Here is a 16981-nt window from a genome sequence, read left to right as displayed (position 1 = left end):
CGCCATATGTGCATGCCGACGGCATGGGACGCCCGCGTACGCCTCGCGGCAATGTCAGCGTCCAGGCCCGTCCGGGCCGTGACCAGGGGCGTTCATGCTGCTCAGCTGGTCAAGCACCTGGCGCGGCCGGTTGGTGATGATGGCGTCCACGCCGAGCCGCGCGCACATTTCCACGTCGCGGGGTTCGTCCACCGTCCACACATGGACGCGGTTCCCGGCCCGGTGCAATCGCGCCACATACCCGGGGTTCGCCCGCACGATGCGCATGCTCGGCCCCGCGATCCGCACCCCGGCGGGCAGCCGCCCGTCCCGGTGCCGCGGCGACACGTACTGCATGAGGTACACCGTGGGCAGCGCGGGCGCCGCCAGCCGCACCCGGCGCAGCGAGCGGGACGAGAAGCTCATCACCCGCACCTGGGAGGCGCCGCCAGGTGCCGGGGGCCGGTCCAGGCCGAAGTGGTGCAGCAGGTCGATCAGCCGCTCCTCCACCTGGCCCGCCCAGCGCGTCGGGTGCTTGGTCTCGATCGCCAGCTCCACCCGGCGGTCGGTGTCCGCGACCAGTTCCAGCAGCCGCCGCAGGGTGAGGACCCGGCTGCGCTCCGCCAGGTCGTAGCGCTCGGGTGCCTCGGGGTCGGCGAGCCTGCCCTTCCACGAGCCGAAGTCCAGCGTCGCCAGGTCGGCCAGTTCGAGCGAGGAGACGGCGCCGCGGCCGTTGGAGGTCCGGTTGACCCGCCGGTCGTGCACGCAGACCAGTTCGCCGTCCGCGGTGAGCCGGATGTCGCACTCCAGGGCGTCGGCGCCGTCCTCGATGGCTTTCCGGTACGCGGCGAGCGTATGTTCTGGTACATCCTCGGAAGCACCCCGATGGGCGACGACCTGGACAGGTCGCCCGTCCGGGTACGCCTCCGGGACCGCGCGCGCATGTGTCACCGGTTCATGGTGCCACCGCCTCGCCGGCGGTCACGCGAACCGGCCCCGCGCACGCGCCACGGACATGCACAGCTACCGCTTACGGCGGTCCGACACGCCGTGGGAAATGCTGTGTTCGCCCCACTACCCTGTCCTGATCCCGAGGAGAAACGCTGTGAGCACCGAGAACGAAGCCGGATCCGTCCCGGCTGCGGAGTCGGCAGCGACCGCGCCCGACGGTGCCTCGCCCGACGGTGCCTCGGCGGCACAGGCCCCCGTTCCCCCGGCGCCCGCGGCTCCTGCCGCGCCCGCCGACGCGCCCCGCGACGCGGCACGGACCGAGGTTCTTCCCGCGCAGGCACCGCCGCCGGTGGGTCCGCCGTCGCCGTACGGCCCGCCCCCCGCCGCACTCACCCAGCAGACGCCGGCGCCCGCGGCTCCCCAGCCCGCGGCCCCGCAGCCGTCCGCCCCGCCGGTGCCGGCCGCCGCGCCGTACGACCACAGCGGGTACGAGGCGCCGAAGCCGGCCGCGTACCCCGCCGCCGTGCCGCCGCAGCAGCCCGCCCACGACGCCCAGGCCCCCGCGGCCCCTGTTGTGCCGGCCCAGGCGCAGGCGTTCGCGCAGCAGCCGGCGTACGGCGCGGAGCAGCCCTCGCCCTACGGCGCCGAACAGCCGCAGCAGGGCGGCACCGCACCCCAGGACCCCTACGCCGTCCCCGCCACCCCCGCGTACGCCGCCGGGGGCCAGGCCCCGCAGACCCAGCCCGGCTACGGTGGCGGCGGCCCCGAGGGGCCGGTGTGGGGCGCGCCCGTGCCCCAGCCGCCCGACGGCGGCCGCAAGCGGCGCGGCTTCGGCGGCCTGGTCGCCGCAGTCCTGGTCGCGGCACTCGTCGCCGGCGGTGTCGGCGGCGGCATCGGCTACTGGGCGGCCGAGCACAACGACGACAACAACAGCACGTCCTCCACCACCGTCTCCGACTCCGGCAGCCAGAAGGCGCTCAACCGCGCGCCCACCTCGGTCGCCGGCATCGCCAGCAAGGCGCTGCCCCGCGTCGTCACCATCAAGGCCAGCGGCAGCCAGGAGAGCGGCACCGGCACCGGCTTCGTCTACGACACGCAGGGCCACATCCTCACCAACAACCACGTCGTCGCCCCCGCCGCCGACGGCGGCAAGCTCACCGTCACCTTCTCCGACGGCAAGACCTACGACGCCTCCGTCGTCGGCCGCGCCCAGGGCTACGACGTGGCAGTGATCAAGCTCAAAAACTCCTCCGGCGTCACCCTGTCCCCGCTGCCGCTCGGCAATTCCGACCAGGCCGCGGTCGGCGACGCCACCATCGCCATCGGCGCCCCCTTCGGCCTGTCCGGCACGGTGACCACCGGCATCGTCAGTGCCGTCCACCGCCCGGTCGCCTCCAGCGACGGCCAGGGCTCCTCGGCCTCCTACATGAGCGCCATCCAGACCGACGCGTCCATCAACCCGGGCAACTCCGGCGGCCCGCTGCTCAACGCCAACGGCGCCGTCATCGGCATCAACTCCGCCATCCAGCCCGGCGGCACAGCCCAGCCCGGCACCCAGGGCGGCAGCGTCGGCCTCGGCTTCGCCATCCCGATCAACCAGGCAAAGCGCGTCGCCGACGAACTGATCAAGACCGGCCAGCCCGTCTACCCGGTCATGAAGGTCAGCCTCGACGGCCAGTACCAGGGCGACGGCGCCAAGATCGGCGGCACCAGCGAGTCCGTCACCGCCGGCGGCCCCGGCGACCTCGCCGGCCTCAAGCCGGGCGACGTCATCACCGAGTTCGACCACACGATCATCGACAGCGACGAGACCCTGATCGGCGAGATCTGGCAGCACCAGCCCAAGGACAAGGTCACCGTCGTCTACACCCGCAACGGCACCTCCCACACCACGACCGTCACCCTCGGCTCCCGCGTCGGCGACTCCCCCCAGTAAGCTGTCCCCCGCACGCCCAGGACCCCACCCGGGTCCCCCGGCACTGCGGGGAGGCTTGCCCGAGCGGCCGAAGGGAACGGTCTTGAAAACCGTCGTGGCAGCGATGTCACCGTGGGTTCAAATCCCACAGCCTCCGCACAGCTAGTGGTTTGAGCAGGCCAGAGCGGGTGCCCCGAGCTTCGGGGCACCCGTTCTGCTTGTGTCACCACCCGAACGGGCGCTGCACGTCAACTCGTCAAGACCTCTTGAGGACTTGTTATGCTGAAGCCGCCCGACGATCAGGACGGTGGCGTACATGGCCAAGGCGTACGAGCGGATCGCCGACGATCTCCGCGATCGCATCCGTGCGGGTGAGCTGGCGCCCGGTGACCAACTCCCCTCCGAGACGATGCTCGTGGAGCACTACGGGAAGAGCCTCCCGACGCTCCGGCAGGCGCTCGCCCTTCTCCAGGCCGAGGGCCTGATCGAGAAGCAGCACGGCCGCGGCAACTTCGTCCGCACGCCCCGCACCCTGGTCCGCCGGACCAACCTCCGACACCAGTGGGAGAAGGCGCGCGCCCGCGAGCCGGAGCAGGAACGCAAGCAGACCGGCGCGACCGAGCACGACACCGGACTCGACATGGACGACCTGGTCTTCCACGCCGAGTACGACGAGGTCGAAGCGGGGGAGGAGCTGGCCGAGATCTTCGGAGTCCGTGTCGGCACCGTCATGGTCGAGCGGACCTACCGCACCCGCTACAGCGCCGAGGACTACCCGTTCAGTCTGGTCGAGTCCTATCTCGTGCGCGACATGGTCGCCGGCAACCCCGCTCTGCTGGACGCCGCCAACGAACCGTGGCCGGGCGGCACGCAGAACCAGCTCCACACCCTCGGCATCGAGCTGGACCGTATAGAGGAACGGGTCCTCGCCCGCCCGCCGGCCCCCGACGAGGCCGAGGAACTGGGCCTGCCCCCGGGCACGGCCCTTATCGTCCTCGCCAAGACGTCGTACGACACGACCGGCCGCGTTGTGGAGCACTCCTTCGTCCGCCTGCCGGGCGACCGCACGGAACTGACCTTTGTCACCCCGTTGGAAAGGTGGTGACCGCCGTGCCGGTTCCCCGTCGTATCGACGTCGTCACCGCCGTCCACGCGCCGTCGGCGCCCTTCCTCGCGGACGCGTACAAGTCGCTGTGCGCACAGGAGTTGCCCGACGGCTGGGAATGGCACTGGATCATCCAGGAGGACGGCTTCAGCGAGGCGGTACGCCCGCACGTCCCCGATGACCCGCGCGTGAGCTTCCACCAGGGCCGCCCTGGAGGACCAGGCGTGGCGCGGACGATGGCACTGGCCTACGCGACCGGTTCGTACGTCAAAGTCCTCGACGCCGATGACCAGTTGACACTCGGTGCTCTGGCCCGCGACCTGGCCCTCCTGGAAGCCGACCCGGCCCTCGGCTGGGCGACCTCCCGCGTCCTGGACCTGCTCCCCGACGGCTCGACGGCCGGCTTCGACGCCGACCCGGAGGACGGCCCCCTTGCGAAGGGCGTCGTCTTCGACTTCTGGAAGGCCAACAACTACCGCGCCCAGGTCCACCCGGCGACCCTCTTCATCCGCCGCGACCTCCTCTTCGCCCTGGGCGGCTGGATGGCCCTCCCCGCCTCCGAGGACACCGGCCTCCTCCTGGCCCTCAACGCCGTGAGCCCCGGCTACTTCACCCGCGATTACGGCCTTCTCTACCGCAAGTGGGAGGGTCAGGCCACAGCTCAGACCACTCACACCGACGAAGCCGAGCGCGACGCCCGCATGGCGGTGATCGAGGCCCGGACCCACGCCATGGCCGACTGGGAAGGCCGCTGACCAGCCAGCAGTTTCGTAGTCGCCCACGTGACTCCACTAAGCTCCCCCCACTAACCCGTGGGGCGGCAGTTGGGAGACTGGGGTGCATAGGTATAACTGGCGGGGACGCTCAATCAGATTGGCGGCTTCCGTTTTTTTGCCGTACAGAAGACTTCGCGGTACTGCTATCACCACCGCGGTCGCCCTCGCCGCGGGACTGGCGTCCGTCCAAGCCGCCGATGCGACCAACCCCATTCCGACGATCATGTCGATAGGCGACGTCAGACTCGACGCCAACGGGCCGGCCGGCGATCTCGCCATCACCCTGACGCAATCGACGACGACCGACGCCTTCATCGGGCTGGCCGTGAACGGGCCCCACCTGGACCAGTTGACGTTCTTCGACAACTACGGATTCCGCGTGCCGATGATCAAGCTCTCGTCGACTTCTGCACTGCTGACCGTCGACAACGACTACGACGCCGACGGCAACGGCCGCGCCGGAGCCCCGCTGCTCGCGGGCACCATCCATATGCACGTCTCCGCCAAGTCCCCCGTCCCGTCTCTCGTCGAGGTCTGGGGCTCTGTCTACGACTCGGGGAGCGGCGCCGTCATCGGCACGACAGGAAAAGGCGACTACGGCTCGATCGGCGTCCGCGATCCCCTCCTGTCGACATCGTGGTACGTCCCCGACCACGAGCCGACGGGGACGCCATCCGTCGGCAATGTTGGGATTCCCACCGGCGACGTCGTCGTCACCGCAAACGCACTCACGCACAAGCCCGTGCCCGCCCCGCCCAGCGCTACTCACACCCGCTGGACCATTCCTGCCGACCAGATCAGCGCCGCCCAGTACACCCCCACCCAACTGGCCGCCGCACTGCACGTCGATTACTCCCCCACCAGCGACGTCTACACCACCAAGCACTGGACGACCGCAGCCGACGGCTCCCTCACGATCGACCTCCCTACCCACCAATGGGTCACGGCGGACTCCAGCGTGACGGAGTCCCTGCATGTCGCCGTCGACTGGGGCCTGCCCGCCGGCACCCTCACCAGCGTCTTCCAGAGCCTGGGAGACGACGGGACGTCGTACGCGGAATGGGACCAGCCCCTGCACTTCAGCACCGACATCGTCCCCGCCGCGCGCCGTGCGCCGCTCTACGGCCGGGACAGTGCAGGCGTCCTGTGGCAGCACCAGGCCACGTCGAACGCTTACAGCCCGGGCACCTTCGACCCCCGCACCCGTGTCGGCGGCGGCTGGAACATCTACAACGCCCTTACTGCACTCGGCCCGCTCAAGGCCAACGGCACCGGCGACCTCGTCGCCCGCGACACGGCAGGCGTGCTGTGGCTCTACCGCGGAACCGGACGCACTGACGCTCCCCTTGCCGCCCGCATTCGTATCAGCGGCGGCTGGGGCATTTACAACCAGCTCACCGGAGCAGGCGACATCACCGGCGACGGTCATCCCGACCTCGTCGCCCGCGACACGGCAGGCGTGCTGTGGCTTTACCGCGGAACCGGACGCACCGACACCCCGCTCGCCAATCGCACCCGCATCTGCAGCGGCTGGAACACCTACAACCAGATCCTCACCACCGGCGACATTACCGGCGACGGCCACCCCGACCTCCTGGCTCGCGACACCGCAGGCGTCCTCTGGTACTACCCCGGCACCGGAAACACCACCGCTCCCTACGCCAACCGCATCCGCATCGGCGGCGGCTGGAACATCTACACCAGCATCGTCGGCATCGGCGACATGACCGGCGACGGCCACCAGGACCTCGTCGCCCGCGACTCGGCTGGCAAGCTCTGGTATTACCGCGGCACCGGCAACCCCAACGCACCTCTCGACACCCGCACCCTCAGCGGCAGCGGTATGAACATCTACAACACGCTGGTGTGATCAAGATGGCACTGTTGTGACGAAGGCCCTAAGTATCCCGCCGCGGCGCCCTCGTCGCACAGGTGGTACCACTCGCTCGTGCTCTGACAGAGAACGTTCATAGGTCAGGCCGGGGGTAGCCTGCGCCCGTGAAGGTCTACCCCCTCTGGCATATCAGCCATCAGAACGAGGCTGGCCCCAACGACGAGACGATTCACCCGGACGATGGGGGCGTGTTCATCGACGAGCAGGACGGTGACGACGTCAAGCTGCTTGGCGTCTACTCCTCTGAGGCCGCGGCGGAAGAGCGGATGCGCCGCGCGCGTCGTCTACAGGGCTTCGTCGATGAGCCAGACGGTTTTGAGATCGGAAAGTACGTACTCGATGAGGACCACTGGACTGAGGGCTTCGTCCGCGTGCTCGTAGCGGACCGAGCTGGGGCTGCCCCGGAGCACGAGCTGCCGTAGCTTCCGCCCCTCCTGGTTGGTCAGGCTGCGCACACGGACAGGCTCGGCCACCACGCCGCCAACGGTCGGATCGGACGTCACCGCACATCCAACCGACATCACTACCGACCCGGCGAACATTTCCGATCACAGTACTAACAGACCGGAACCTCGTAGACGTTCTCGCAGAGCGCCGCGGGTACCACGATGTCGGCGGTCTCCACTCGGCGGCCGTTGTCGCTGTAGTACATCCGCTGGATGTGCGTGACCAGCGTGCTCTTCTGGACGCCGGGTAGCGTCCCTCGTCCGGGCCGGCCACCCGCGGTTCTGACCGTTCCACGACACTCGCCCGACATTGCAGAACCCGTCGATGGACGAGGAGGCGGGCCGCGGGCTTGCTCTTGTCGATGCGTTGACGGGGGGACGATGGGGGGTGAGCGACCGGGACGGGGTCGGGAAGCTCCTGTGGGCCGTGCTCTACCGGGATGACGAGGAGCCGTCCGAGACAGGGGAGGCCGGCATATGAGCGAGCCGCAGAAGACCTGGACGATCGCGACGACCGCGGGCGACGCGGTCTCCGGCCACCTCCCGGCATGGGCGCACGACGACCCGACCGCCGCAAACGTAGCCCCGGACCAACTCCCCGTCGAACTCGCTGACATCAGCCACCGCGCCTACTTCGACGGTCAACTCCTCCGCGTCCGCGACGGTGCGTCCACGGCGGCCGACGAGCGCGTTCTGTGGAGCGTGCTCGTCTGCGACCCGTACGCCGAAGAGCCCGACCCTCGCGTGCCCGTCGTCAACGTGGCCATCGTTGACGACTACTGGGTCACCCACCTCGACCCGGACGGCCTCGCCGAACTCGCCGCCAAGCTCCGCGCCCAGGCAGACCGCCTCGACCAGGAGATACGTCCCCAACTCGTCGCCTCCCGCGCCGACTGGGCCGCTCACAGCAACGTCTGAACGCACCGCTCCCTCCGCCTGCCGTGCTTCGAGCGCGACGTCGGAGGGAGCAGTGCGTTCAGGCGGCGGGCCTTACGGAAGGGTCTCGGCGTCGACCCGCGAGAAGATCAGGTCACTCTCGCTGTCGACCGGGCCGCGCCAGCGGATCGGTACCGCGTCGGGGCCGCGCAGGGCCGTCGGGTATGTGGCCGCCGCGTACTCGTTGGCCAACCGGTATACGTGAAAGCCGTGTTCGCGCATGGTGGCCAGCAGCTCTTCGACGGAGTCGCCGAGTTGGGACATGCGCTCTGGCGTGACCTCGACAGTGACCTCGGCGTCGGGGCGGAGCCGGTCCAGGAGGGGGGCCATGCCGCGTACGACGCTGCCCTCGGCGCCCTCGACGTCCACCTTGATGACGCGGGCCTGCGCGATCTCGTCGTCTTCGAGGACGTCGGGCAGCGGGTACGCCTCGATCGCGAACGTCGACTCCACCGGGCCGTCCCAGGGGACGATGCTGTTCGCGCCCATGTTGGCGTTGCTGGACAGGATGAACGTGAGCGTCTGCTGCTTGTCGGAGACCGCGGTCTGGGCGATGCGGATGTTCTCGCAGCCGTTGAGCTTCGCGTTCTGCGCCAGGCGCCGGGTGAAGTCCTGCGAGGCCTCGACGGCCACGACCCGGCCGGCCGGGCCGACGAGCTGTGAGGCCAGCACGCTGAAGTAGCCGATGTTGGCGCCGACGTCCACGAAGGTGTCGCCGGGCTTGAGCCGGTTGCGGAGCCACTGCGTCATCCGCGGCTCCCACACCCCGAACAGGTACAGGTACCGCTGGATGAGGTCCTGCGTGTCGACGGCGAAGCGCGCTCCGACGGCGGTCTCGGTCACCCTGCGCCGTGGCTCGTCCCGCAGATGCTCGTTGAGCCAGCTGCCGGCCAGCGGCCCCTTCCCGAGCGTGCCGGGCGCGTTGCGCACGTACCACCGCCCGAGCGTGACCAGGGCCTCTGAAGTGGGGCTGCTCATCGATCGCCTCTCCGCCGCCTACCTCGCGCACGGTAGCACCGCCCCCCAGCAGGCCCCCTAAAATCCTCAAGACGTCTTTACGACTCGCGGGTGGGGGCTCGGCTTGGACACGTCGGAACAGCTCTTAACGATCATGGCCGTCGTCCTCGGCTCCATGACCACGTACGTGACGAACTACTGGACCGAGCGTCAGCGCATCCGCCGCGAACTGGTCACGCGCTGGGACGGCAAGAAGCTCGACGCCTACGAGAACTACGTCGACCGCGTCCGCGCCGCCGTCTTCCTCGCGGTCGAGCTGTACGAACACCGCGAGGGCATCCGCGAGAGCGACGACCCGGAGCCCCAGCTCCGTACCCAGCTCATCGAGGCCATCCGCCTCCAGGGCCGCGCTTTCGAGCGCATCATGCTCCTGGCCGGCGACGAGGTGATCGAGGCGGCCCACGACCTGAACGCCGCCTCCCGCGCGGTCGACTGGCAGGCCACCGGCAAGACCCCCGGCACCCTGGAGGACTGGCGCGACCGCAACCGCGCGGTCTTCGCGGCAATCAACACCTTCCATGAGGCGGCCCGCACCGACCTCGGCGTCTCCGGCTCAGTGACGGGGGAGTCTCACCCTGACCGAGACCTTCTGCTCCCTGACGCACGTGACAGCGAATACCAGTAAGGCAGAGCAGCTCGTATTCGGTTGTCTCGAATCTAGATTCCGTTCAGGTCGACATGCGATCCGTCAGTCGCGAGCAGTCAAGATGATCCTCGCGGCGAGAGCCTTATCTTGATCTGCCGTCAAGGAGAAAATACCAATGAGAACAGCCGAAGCGTGCTGATGGCCGTTGCGGCGCACAAGTGACTGATACAGTCCAGTAAAAACCGACTCCACTGGATCCGCGACCCCCTCACGTTCTGCAACGCCCGCTCGAATCCCTGTCAGCACATGGGGCAATAGTTCACGCCCAAACCAGCTCTGGCCCATCAACTGGCGTAGCAGGATCTCTAGGTTATTCGAAGCCGTAGAGTCTTCGGGCGTAGCGCGAATAAGCCCGACAGAAACCGCCGCAGTCCAGTTTGTTACCTCCACGGGATTCTGTGAAACGTGTGAGAGGGCCTTGATCACGAAGGCTACCGCATTGGGCGCTTGGCTCCATGAGCTCGGTAGAGTCAGGGCTTGTGCTGCGCCACGAGCCTGCCAACTGTCAGCAACTGCCGCAGCTTCGAACACGTGAGATGAAAATGGAAAGTCGAAATACTCGTTTCGCAGCAGTTCCGCCGACATAATGACGTGCTCTTCATGGGTTATCGAGCCCGCCTGCTTGAGGTATTCCAAGAGAGCGTATGTCCCGAAGGACGGCACGCCCCGGTCTCTGGCCAAGTAACGCATTGCCCGGTCGTCTGACCAGTAGATCATTTCGTGTTCGATCGCATAGTCCAACCCAGTTAGCCATGCGATGTTTTGATGTCTGAGTTCGGGCATACATTTGAGTTCACGACGTGGCACACGCGCCATGGATTCCATGATTTGAACGATTTGTGCCGACCTCCCCGCCCGCAAAGCTCCCTCCCCAGGAGCCTCTACGTAGACCTTGGGCTTCTCTGCCTCCTCATCCCAACCAATCGTGACTTCGGCTGAGATTCCTACCGACTCCTGAGCCTGAAGGGCGTCTCTGAAGAGTTGGTCAGTTGTCAGGAGAGATGACACTCCACCTATGAGTTGTTCCACGCCCACTCCTGCGAGGAGAGCAAGAGTGTGGACGGCAGTGGGGTCTATTATGACTGAATTATCTTGGGCAGTTCCCACTGCGCCAACTTCATCAGCGATAGTCGAAAGATCTATTGCGTACACATGACGAGCCACACGGCGGAGTGAGAGTTCAGTGAGCGATTTTCCTGTCGGTGCGGCAAGCATCCCAATCGGAAACTTTCCCTCCATGACAGGCCGCTGGATATCTGCGAACTGCTGAGAGTGCTCATATCCGGCACGAATGAGTGGGGCCATGTTGACTAGTGGATCATCATCTGGTCCCGGCTCGACCGTGCGCAAGAGGTCGCTGTCTGGGAATCGTTCCAAATAGCCTCGGGTCACAGATGCGACCATTTCTCTATCTTCTGCAGAGATAGAAATTTGGTCGCCTCTTAGGCCAAAATTGAGAGTTTGGATAAATATCCCCAGCATTTCTTCGTCATTCGGCCAGTCTCTCATGAGAGCGATGGTCTTGCCGATAAAATCTGGGTCCTCGGAATAGTGTGAACCAAGCCAGAGCCAGGTCTTTGCCTCATCGCGATCGCGAGGGGTGATCGGATCACCATGGTAGGAGAGGATCTTCCATGCTTCGAAAACTTGACCCCGCAGGAAGAGTGCTTTAACCAACGCCCATCGAGCGTTTTTATCATGTGAATCTAGGGACAGCAAACTGCGAGCTGCTTCTACGGCCTTGTCTGTTTTTCCATCGTCAAACTCAACCTGCACGAGTAGGGCGTACATGTGCTTAGCCCCGTCCCAGCCTTTCCCTCCCAGATTCAGAGCGGTTGTCGCGGTCTCGCGCACGTCATCAGTATTGCCGGCCTCGGCGAATTTATGTGCCGCCATCGACATGAGGTTGGGATCATTCCAGTGATCCGCCCCGGCCTTGATCGCTTTTGCGGCAGCGACATCGTCACCTCCTGCCGAGTGGCGTTCAGCCAACTTGATAACCAAGACGCGGCTCTTTAGTGCGTTCGCTTTTAGGGCTGCTAGGGTGTCTCCAGGTGACCGCAGAACCCGAGATACAAGTTGAATCTCTTCGATCACCTTGGGGGCGACTTTCATCAATTCAGTTAGATCTGGGAGTTCTCCCCCAGATTCGGCAATCCCCATAGCTGCGGTGATACGTTGGCCATCGCTTTGTGCTAGTGACCATGCGCTTCGCCATTGGGCTTGCACTTCTGCGATATTTTCAGACCTCGAAGAGCTCCCTTCCATGATGAGAGCTTCTATGTGCACCCGGGAAAATTCGTTATCAACATCTTCCAAGAGAGTCTGCGCTGTGGCGTACAGACCGTTGACGGCCGCGGTGAGGGCCGCCTGTTCCTTCAGGCGCTGGTCATCCAACTCATGTTGCCATGCTTCGCCCTGTGGCGTCGCCTGACAGAGAGACCAAGCCTGCGTTCCGGCGCCTGCTGCCAGGGCAGATTTAATCGCCAACACTAGTGGTTCGACGCTGTCGCCGAACCACGAACGCCTGGCATGAACTGCAAGCATGGCGTGAGACCGGGCGCTTTGGGAATCCGCCAGGTTATGCTCTGTCTCGCCTTGTGTGGCGCGCATCAGCAAGAGCTCTGCAGCTAGAATGTTGGATCCAGCTGTCTCATATTCTTTAGCGCATGCGATTGCCACATTTATCGCTCTTGTGTTTTGCCCAGCAGCGTGCAGCAGGCGGGCCTCGAAGGTCCGCTTTATGGCTTGGTTTGCGAGCTTTTCCGGTTGCCAGCGGTCTAGGTAATTGAGCGCGGTTGCCCATTCTTCTTGATGAGCGGCCTTCAGCGCGTCTAGAAGCGGGTGATTTTCCGAGGTTTGCAGTGCATAATCCTTAGCGCGTTGCTCGTCGAGTCCGCCGAGGGCAAACGAAGCAATTGCTTGCCAGTAGCCACGCGGATATATCCCATTAGAGATCGCGCTCTCGTAGAATGAAAATGCGGCCTCGTGCTCGTCGTAATCAGCGGCGAGACGGCCTAGCCAGCCGTGGACAGCGGCAGGAGCTCCTGCGTACCAGGCGGGCTGGTGGGATGCCCACTGTGCGAGGAGTTCACCACGGTCAAATTTTCTTTGTGTAACTTCGCGTACAACTGTAGCAATGGAGGGCCAAGCGTCCCGAAGGGTCACTGCCTCTTCGCGTCTCCAATTATTCAGTGTTCTTGTCGAGTTGTCGAAGTCGTCATTAGCGTTGAATCGACTCTCCAGGCTTGAGCGTGCGCTCTCGATCGACGCACGGGTCCTCTCCCCTTCGTCCCCTATCCTTGCCTGCTGCAAAGCCGTTGACAGTGCTATAGCGTCACCTGGAGAACTGGCTCGGATCACCTCGTAAATAATAATGGAGAGAAGTTTTAGGGCGTTTTCTTTTCTTTCTGTTGCGTCATTTCCAGGCGCGATATAGGCAAGTCGATCTGCCGCATCCAGTAGCGACTTCTCGGTGCCCAAGGAGAGCAGGTGAGCGTTATCTCGGCGATTGATCCACTGCCGTATCGTTTTCGCTGAAACAGCCATTCCCTGAGTGCGAGCGGAAGATGACGCTGCTCTGGATGTCCGGAAGCCCCGGGTGTACCGCTTGGAGCCGGCAAGTCCTGCCCTACTGAGAAGCGGACCTCCGACGCGGGCGAGCACTGTAACGGTCACGGGGTCCATGTTGCCTCCGGGTGTGCAGGGTGGAGACCCTTAAAGGGTTGCCGCGACTCGTAGCCGCCATACAACGGTATTCCCATGTGGCGGGACGCGGGAGGTTTTCCGGGTAGAGGCCGTGCTGATGATCGGAGCGCTGACCTGATGGAGTTCGTCGTTGCGCCAGCTGCTTCTGAAGTTCTGCGGTGGTAGCCATGTGCCTAGAGTTGCATCCGACAAGAGGAGTCCTGTCGCGAGGAGTGGTGGGGCCGGTACTCGCGCGCAGGCAGAGGTGCGTGCAAAAGGTAAAGGGGCTGTGCTCACGTGGGTGCTCACTAATTCCGACCCGCAAGTGCTGCTTTCCATGCCCGCCCCTGCCCTACCCCGAACCGTTACGCCACGCCGATCATCGGCCCCCTTGGACGCAGAGATGCGGGCGATCGGGAGTTGCACTCAGCGTCTCTGCCTACCTGGCCGGGTCCCTCGCCAGGCCACCAGCTCAGTCGTCGCTGACATGTGGAGCAGATGCCGGTTGTCCCTACCGGCTGGTTCAGGCCTTCTCTCCGCTGCCGTTCCGCTAGCGTCTGCCCCTAGCGCCCGAGGTGGCGCGGATTGTGGGGGTTGTCGTGAGTGTGCGCTTGTCGGGTGGCTTAGGTCCATTGCATGTGTCTGTGCCGTTGACGTCTGGCCGGAGGCGTCGGCGGCGTTCGGGGTCGGCGGGTGGTGGGGGTGCGATCACCGCGATCGGCCTGTTGATGTGGTGGATGCTGCTGTACAGCGTCTACTGGCCGATGCGGTTGCTGTACTGGGAGCTGCCGCGGGCGGGATGGCGGGGTTACAAGAGGTGGCAAGCTAGGCGCAGCTTTGCCGCTCCCGTACCTCCGCGGGTAACTCCTCCTACAAGCTGACGCCGGCGTCCATGAGGTCGCGTGCCGTTCTGCGCGCCGTTGTCCTGAGGCTGGCTCACGAAGCCCTTGCCTTGGCATCTGCGCCGTTTTGGCCAACCTGTGGCCCAAGTCGTTCCAATGGTAGCTGTGTTCAGGCTGCTTGGCCTGGTCAGGCAGCCGACGGCCGCGCCACGGGAAGCGGTCTTGAAAACCGTCGTGGCAGCGATGTCACCGTGGGTTCAAATCCCACAGCCTCCGCACTAGCGGTGAACGCCCAGGTGGGGGCGGGCCTCGGTTCTCCGAGACCCGCCCCCACCCGTTTCGTCGTCCCACGTGTGCCCCCGTCCTCGACCAGGGCGTGTGGTCGACCTGTGGTCAGGTTATGGGCGGGTTCGGGTGAACTCGGTGAGTGCGTGGAAGTCGGGATCGCGGAGTCCGATGCGCGGGTTGACGTGGTGCAGGAGGGCGGCGCCTCGGTGGTGGGCGGTGACGTACTCCTCGTCGAGTGCGCTCTGCTCGTCGTCCACCCATGCGAAAGGGCGGCCGTCGGCGTAGTCGACCAGGGGCTCGGTCTTCCAGTGGACGCCGTCGGGGCGTTCGCGGAAGAGGGCGTCGCCGAAGTCCACGAAGGGGAGTTCGGGCAGGCCGAGTACGGGGCTGATCCACCGGTTGGCTTCACCCATCCATGTGGTGGCCCAGCACAGTTCGTATCCGAGTCCGAGGAGAGCCGGACCGTGGCCCGGGTTCAGCCACACCCGCAGCGGGCGGCGTCGAAGGGGAATCCGTTCGCTGCGGCCTTCCAGGGGCACCCTGATCGTCGTGTAGCCGTCGGGGCGCCGTTCGGGTTGGGCTGCGTGCGGGTTGAGCGGCCCGTCGACGTCGAGGAAGAGCAGGGGGCGGCTCATGATCTCCCTCGGGGTCCCGGCGGTGGTGGTTCAGGGCCTCAGGAGGCCGCCGACCCACCAGTCGTGGGGTTCGCCGTCGTTGGCGATGCTGCGCCGGCGCAGCGTCCCTTCGAGGGTGAAGCCGAGTTTCTCGGCGACGGCACGTGAGCCGGTGTTGCCGACCATGGCCCACCACTCCATGCGGTGGACGTCGAGGGTGGCCCAGCCCCATTCGCACAGGGCCTGGGCGGCCTCCACCGAGTACCCGTGTCCGCGCTGGTCCCTGACGGCCCAGTAACCGAGTTCGTAGACGCCGCGGCTGACGAGGGTCAGGCAGTACGAGCCGACCAGGGCGCCGGTGTCCTTGCGGAACGCGCCGAGCGTGTAGTCCTTGTCCTCGGCCCATTGCGCGGGCAGCTTCTCGCCGACGAGCTTCTCCGCGTCCGCCCGCCGGTACGGCACCGGCACCGGCGTGTAGAACTGGATGTCCTCGTCCTGGCAGGCTTCGTACACCGCGTCCACGTCGGCAGGCCCGAAGGCCCGCAGCACCAGGCGGTCGGTCTCAAGGGTCACCGCGTCCATCGCGGCAGTATGGACACCGGCGGTGGCCGGGGACCAGCGAATATCCCCGAGCCGCGCACGTCACAACGCGGCGGTCGTGTTCGATCGTCGCGAGGACGTACTCGCGTGCTCTGTCCACCGCCCTGTGCTCCGCCTCACTCACCACACCCAGGCGCCGCGCCTGCGCGTTCTCGTCCTCGTCCTTCCACGTCCACCGGGACAGGCCTGGCGCCACTACGAGGTCGACCAGCACGTCGAAGGTGTCGAACCCGATCGCCGTCCTCCGCAGCGGGCGCTGGAAGTTGAGGTACCGGCGTCGAGGCGGTGGTCACCAGCGAGGTCGTGGAAGGCGTAGACGCTGAAGTACAGGCCCGGAGCCTTCCACAGCAGCAGAACAGCGCTCTGCGACGTCCGTCTGGCGAGTTCCCAGTCGGCGGATGCGAGGCCCTCCGCAGCGGGCGGGCAGGCCACGACCAGGACCTCGGAAGTGTCGCGCACGACACGGAGAGCTTGGGCGCTCCACACCCCGCCGCGGAAGACATCTCGGCGGACGACGGTCTGTCCGGCCTCGAACTGCGCCAGATCCCACCTTCCATCCTCCGGAGTCGGGCGAAGCAGTTCGGTAGCCGTACGGAACGGAATCGTGGCTTCCGGCGGTATGTTGCGCGATGCGAGATGTCGGGGTGGGACTGATGCAGGGGGTGGAACGGTGCGCAGGATTATGAGCCGTTGGGTGGCGGCGGCCGGTGCGGGGGCGCTTTTGGGTGTGCTCCCGGCGGTGGCGGGGCCGGCGCAGGCGGCAACCGGTATGAGTGCGTGCCCAAGCGGATACCTCTGCGCTTGGAGCGGTGCGAATGGAGCCGGGTCCATGGTGAAGTCGACCACGACCATGGCGAATGTCTATGCGAAGTCCTACTGGAACAGGACCGGCAAGTACAGTTGCTCTTCTTCGCTTCCTCTCGGGTCCCCGGGGAGCGTGTATTCCATGGGCGCCATCGGCGAGAAGATCGGTGGATTCGCCGGTGAGTACACCGCCGTCCGATCGATCAAGATTGTTGTGACCCAGCGGGAGTGCAACTACGCGCCGTATCCGTACTGGCAGTCGTCGCCTGCTCCTCGAAGCTCCGGCTTCGGTGATCTCAACGGGGACCGGGCGGCGGACATCCTGGTCCGCGACACCGCGGGGCGCCTCTGGTTCCTGCCGGGCAACACCAGGGGGACGTTGGTCGGTGCAGGTTGGAACGCCATGACCGCAATGGTCCGGCACGGTGACCTGACGGGTGACGGCAAAGAGGACCTTCTCGCCCGGGATGGTGCGGGCAAG

14 protein-coding genes, 1 tRNA gene and 1 pseudogene are annotated in these 16981 nt (G+C 66.0%); 9 read left to right on the top strand and 7 right to left on the bottom strand.

Annotated features, from left to right (window positions below):
- Nucleotides 1–54: 54 nt before the first annotated feature.
- Complete coding sequence (locus JT723_RS15250) at nucleotides 55–930, bottom strand: glycerophosphodiester phosphodiesterase (RefSeq protein ID WP_205045172.1); 876 nt, start codon at nucleotides 928–930, stop codon at nucleotides 55–57.
- A gap of 154 nt (nucleotides 931–1084) precedes the next feature.
- Here JT723_RS15250 and JT723_RS15245 point away from each other — a divergent pair, with 154 nt between their 5' ends.
- From JT723_RS15245 to JT723_RS15220, 6 genes are all read left to right on the top strand, one after another.
- Complete coding sequence (locus tag JT723_RS15245) at nucleotides 1085–2866, top strand: S1C family serine protease (RefSeq protein ID WP_251513295.1); 1782 nt, start codon at nucleotides 1085–1087, stop codon at nucleotides 2864–2866.
- 49 nt (nucleotides 2867–2915) lie between these two features.
- Nucleotides 2916–3002: transfer RNA gene (locus tag JT723_RS15240), tRNA-Ser, on the top strand.
- Between the two features lie 159 nt (nucleotides 3003–3161).
- Nucleotides 3162–3950, top strand: coding sequence for a GntR family transcriptional regulator (locus tag JT723_RS15235; RefSeq protein WP_205045379.1), 789 nt, complete (start codon nucleotides 3162–3164; stop codon nucleotides 3948–3950).
- 5 nt (nucleotides 3951–3955) lie between these two features.
- Nucleotides 3956–4705, top strand: a complete 750-nt coding sequence (locus JT723_RS15230; protein WP_372441313.1) for a glycosyltransferase family 2 protein — start codon at nucleotides 3956–3958, stop codon at nucleotides 4703–4705.
- A gap of 244 nt (nucleotides 4706–4949) precedes the next feature.
- On the top strand, nucleotides 4950–6596 hold the full coding sequence (locus tag JT723_RS15225; RefSeq protein WP_205045169.1) for an FG-GAP repeat domain-containing protein: 1647 nt from the start codon (nucleotides 4950–4952) through the stop codon (nucleotides 6594–6596).
- Between the two features lie 128 nt (nucleotides 6597–6724).
- Nucleotides 6725–7042: a DUF7336 domain-containing protein gene (locus tag JT723_RS15220; protein ID WP_205045168.1), complete on the top strand. Its 318-nt coding sequence runs from the start codon at nucleotides 6725–6727 to the stop codon at nucleotides 7040–7042.
- Nucleotides 7043–7176: 134 nt separating this feature from the next.
- Here JT723_RS15220 and JT723_RS35135 read toward each other — a convergent pair.
- Nucleotides 7177–7361: pseudogene (locus tag JT723_RS35135) on the bottom strand (GntR family transcriptional regulator); the annotation flags it as partial.
- 182 nt (nucleotides 7362–7543) lie between these two features.
- Here JT723_RS35135 and JT723_RS15215 point away from each other — a divergent pair.
- Complete coding sequence (locus JT723_RS15215) at nucleotides 7544–7984, top strand: DUF6907 domain-containing protein (RefSeq protein ID WP_205045167.1); 441 nt, start codon at nucleotides 7544–7546, stop codon at nucleotides 7982–7984.
- Nucleotides 7985–8056: 72 nt separating this feature from the next.
- Here the strand turns inward: JT723_RS15215 and JT723_RS15210 are convergent, their stop codons facing one another.
- Nucleotides 8057–8980: an FkbM family methyltransferase gene (locus JT723_RS15210; RefSeq protein ID WP_205045166.1), complete on the bottom strand. Its 924-nt coding sequence runs from the start codon at nucleotides 8978–8980 to the stop codon at nucleotides 8057–8059.
- Between the two features lie 103 nt (nucleotides 8981–9083).
- Between JT723_RS15210 and JT723_RS15205 the strand changes: the two genes are divergently transcribed.
- Nucleotides 9084–9644 carry a hypothetical protein gene (locus JT723_RS15205; protein ID WP_205045165.1) on the top strand — a complete coding sequence of 187 codons (561 nt, stop codon included), beginning with the start codon at nucleotides 9084–9086 and terminating at the stop codon, nucleotides 9642–9644.
- A gap of 63 nt (nucleotides 9645–9707) precedes the next feature.
- Here the strand turns inward: JT723_RS15205 and JT723_RS15200 are convergent, their stop codons facing one another.
- From JT723_RS15200 to JT723_RS36595, 4 genes are all read right to left on the bottom strand, one after another.
- Nucleotides 9708–13214: a PIN domain-containing protein gene (locus JT723_RS15200; protein ID WP_205045164.1), complete on the bottom strand. Its 3507-nt coding sequence runs from the start codon at nucleotides 13212–13214 to the stop codon at nucleotides 9708–9710.
- A 1378-nt stretch (nucleotides 13215–14592) separates the two neighbouring features.
- On the bottom strand, nucleotides 14593–15117 hold the full coding sequence (locus JT723_RS15195; RefSeq protein WP_205045163.1) for a hypothetical protein: 525 nt from the start codon (nucleotides 15115–15117) through the stop codon (nucleotides 14593–14595).
- 30 nt (nucleotides 15118–15147) lie between these two features.
- Nucleotides 15148–15678 carry a GNAT family N-acetyltransferase gene (locus tag JT723_RS15190; RefSeq protein ID WP_205045162.1) on the bottom strand — a complete coding sequence of 177 codons (531 nt, stop codon included), beginning with the start codon at nucleotides 15676–15678 and terminating at the stop codon, nucleotides 15148–15150.
- Nucleotides 15659–15910 (bottom strand): DUF402 domain-containing protein, encoded by a 252-nt coding sequence (locus tag JT723_RS36595; RefSeq protein WP_465251730.1) that lies wholly within the window; start codon nucleotides 15908–15910, stop codon nucleotides 15659–15661. Before JT723_RS36595 ends, JT723_RS15190 begins: the two co-directional genes overlap by 20 nt.
- A gap of 405 nt (nucleotides 15911–16315) precedes the next feature.
- Between JT723_RS36595 and JT723_RS15185 the strand changes: the two genes are divergently transcribed.
- Nucleotides 16316–16981 (top strand): peptidase inhibitor family I36 protein (locus JT723_RS15185; protein WP_307864007.1); only part of this gene is annotated, 666 nt, incomplete at its 3' end.

Origin of the sequence: Actinacidiphila bryophytorum, from assembly GCF_016916835.1 — a bacterium.
GTDB classification, from domain to species: Bacteria; Actinomycetota; Actinomycetes; order Streptomycetales; family Streptomycetaceae; genus Actinacidiphila; species Actinacidiphila bryophytorum.
This window is presented reverse-complemented; position numbering and strand designations above follow the sequence as displayed.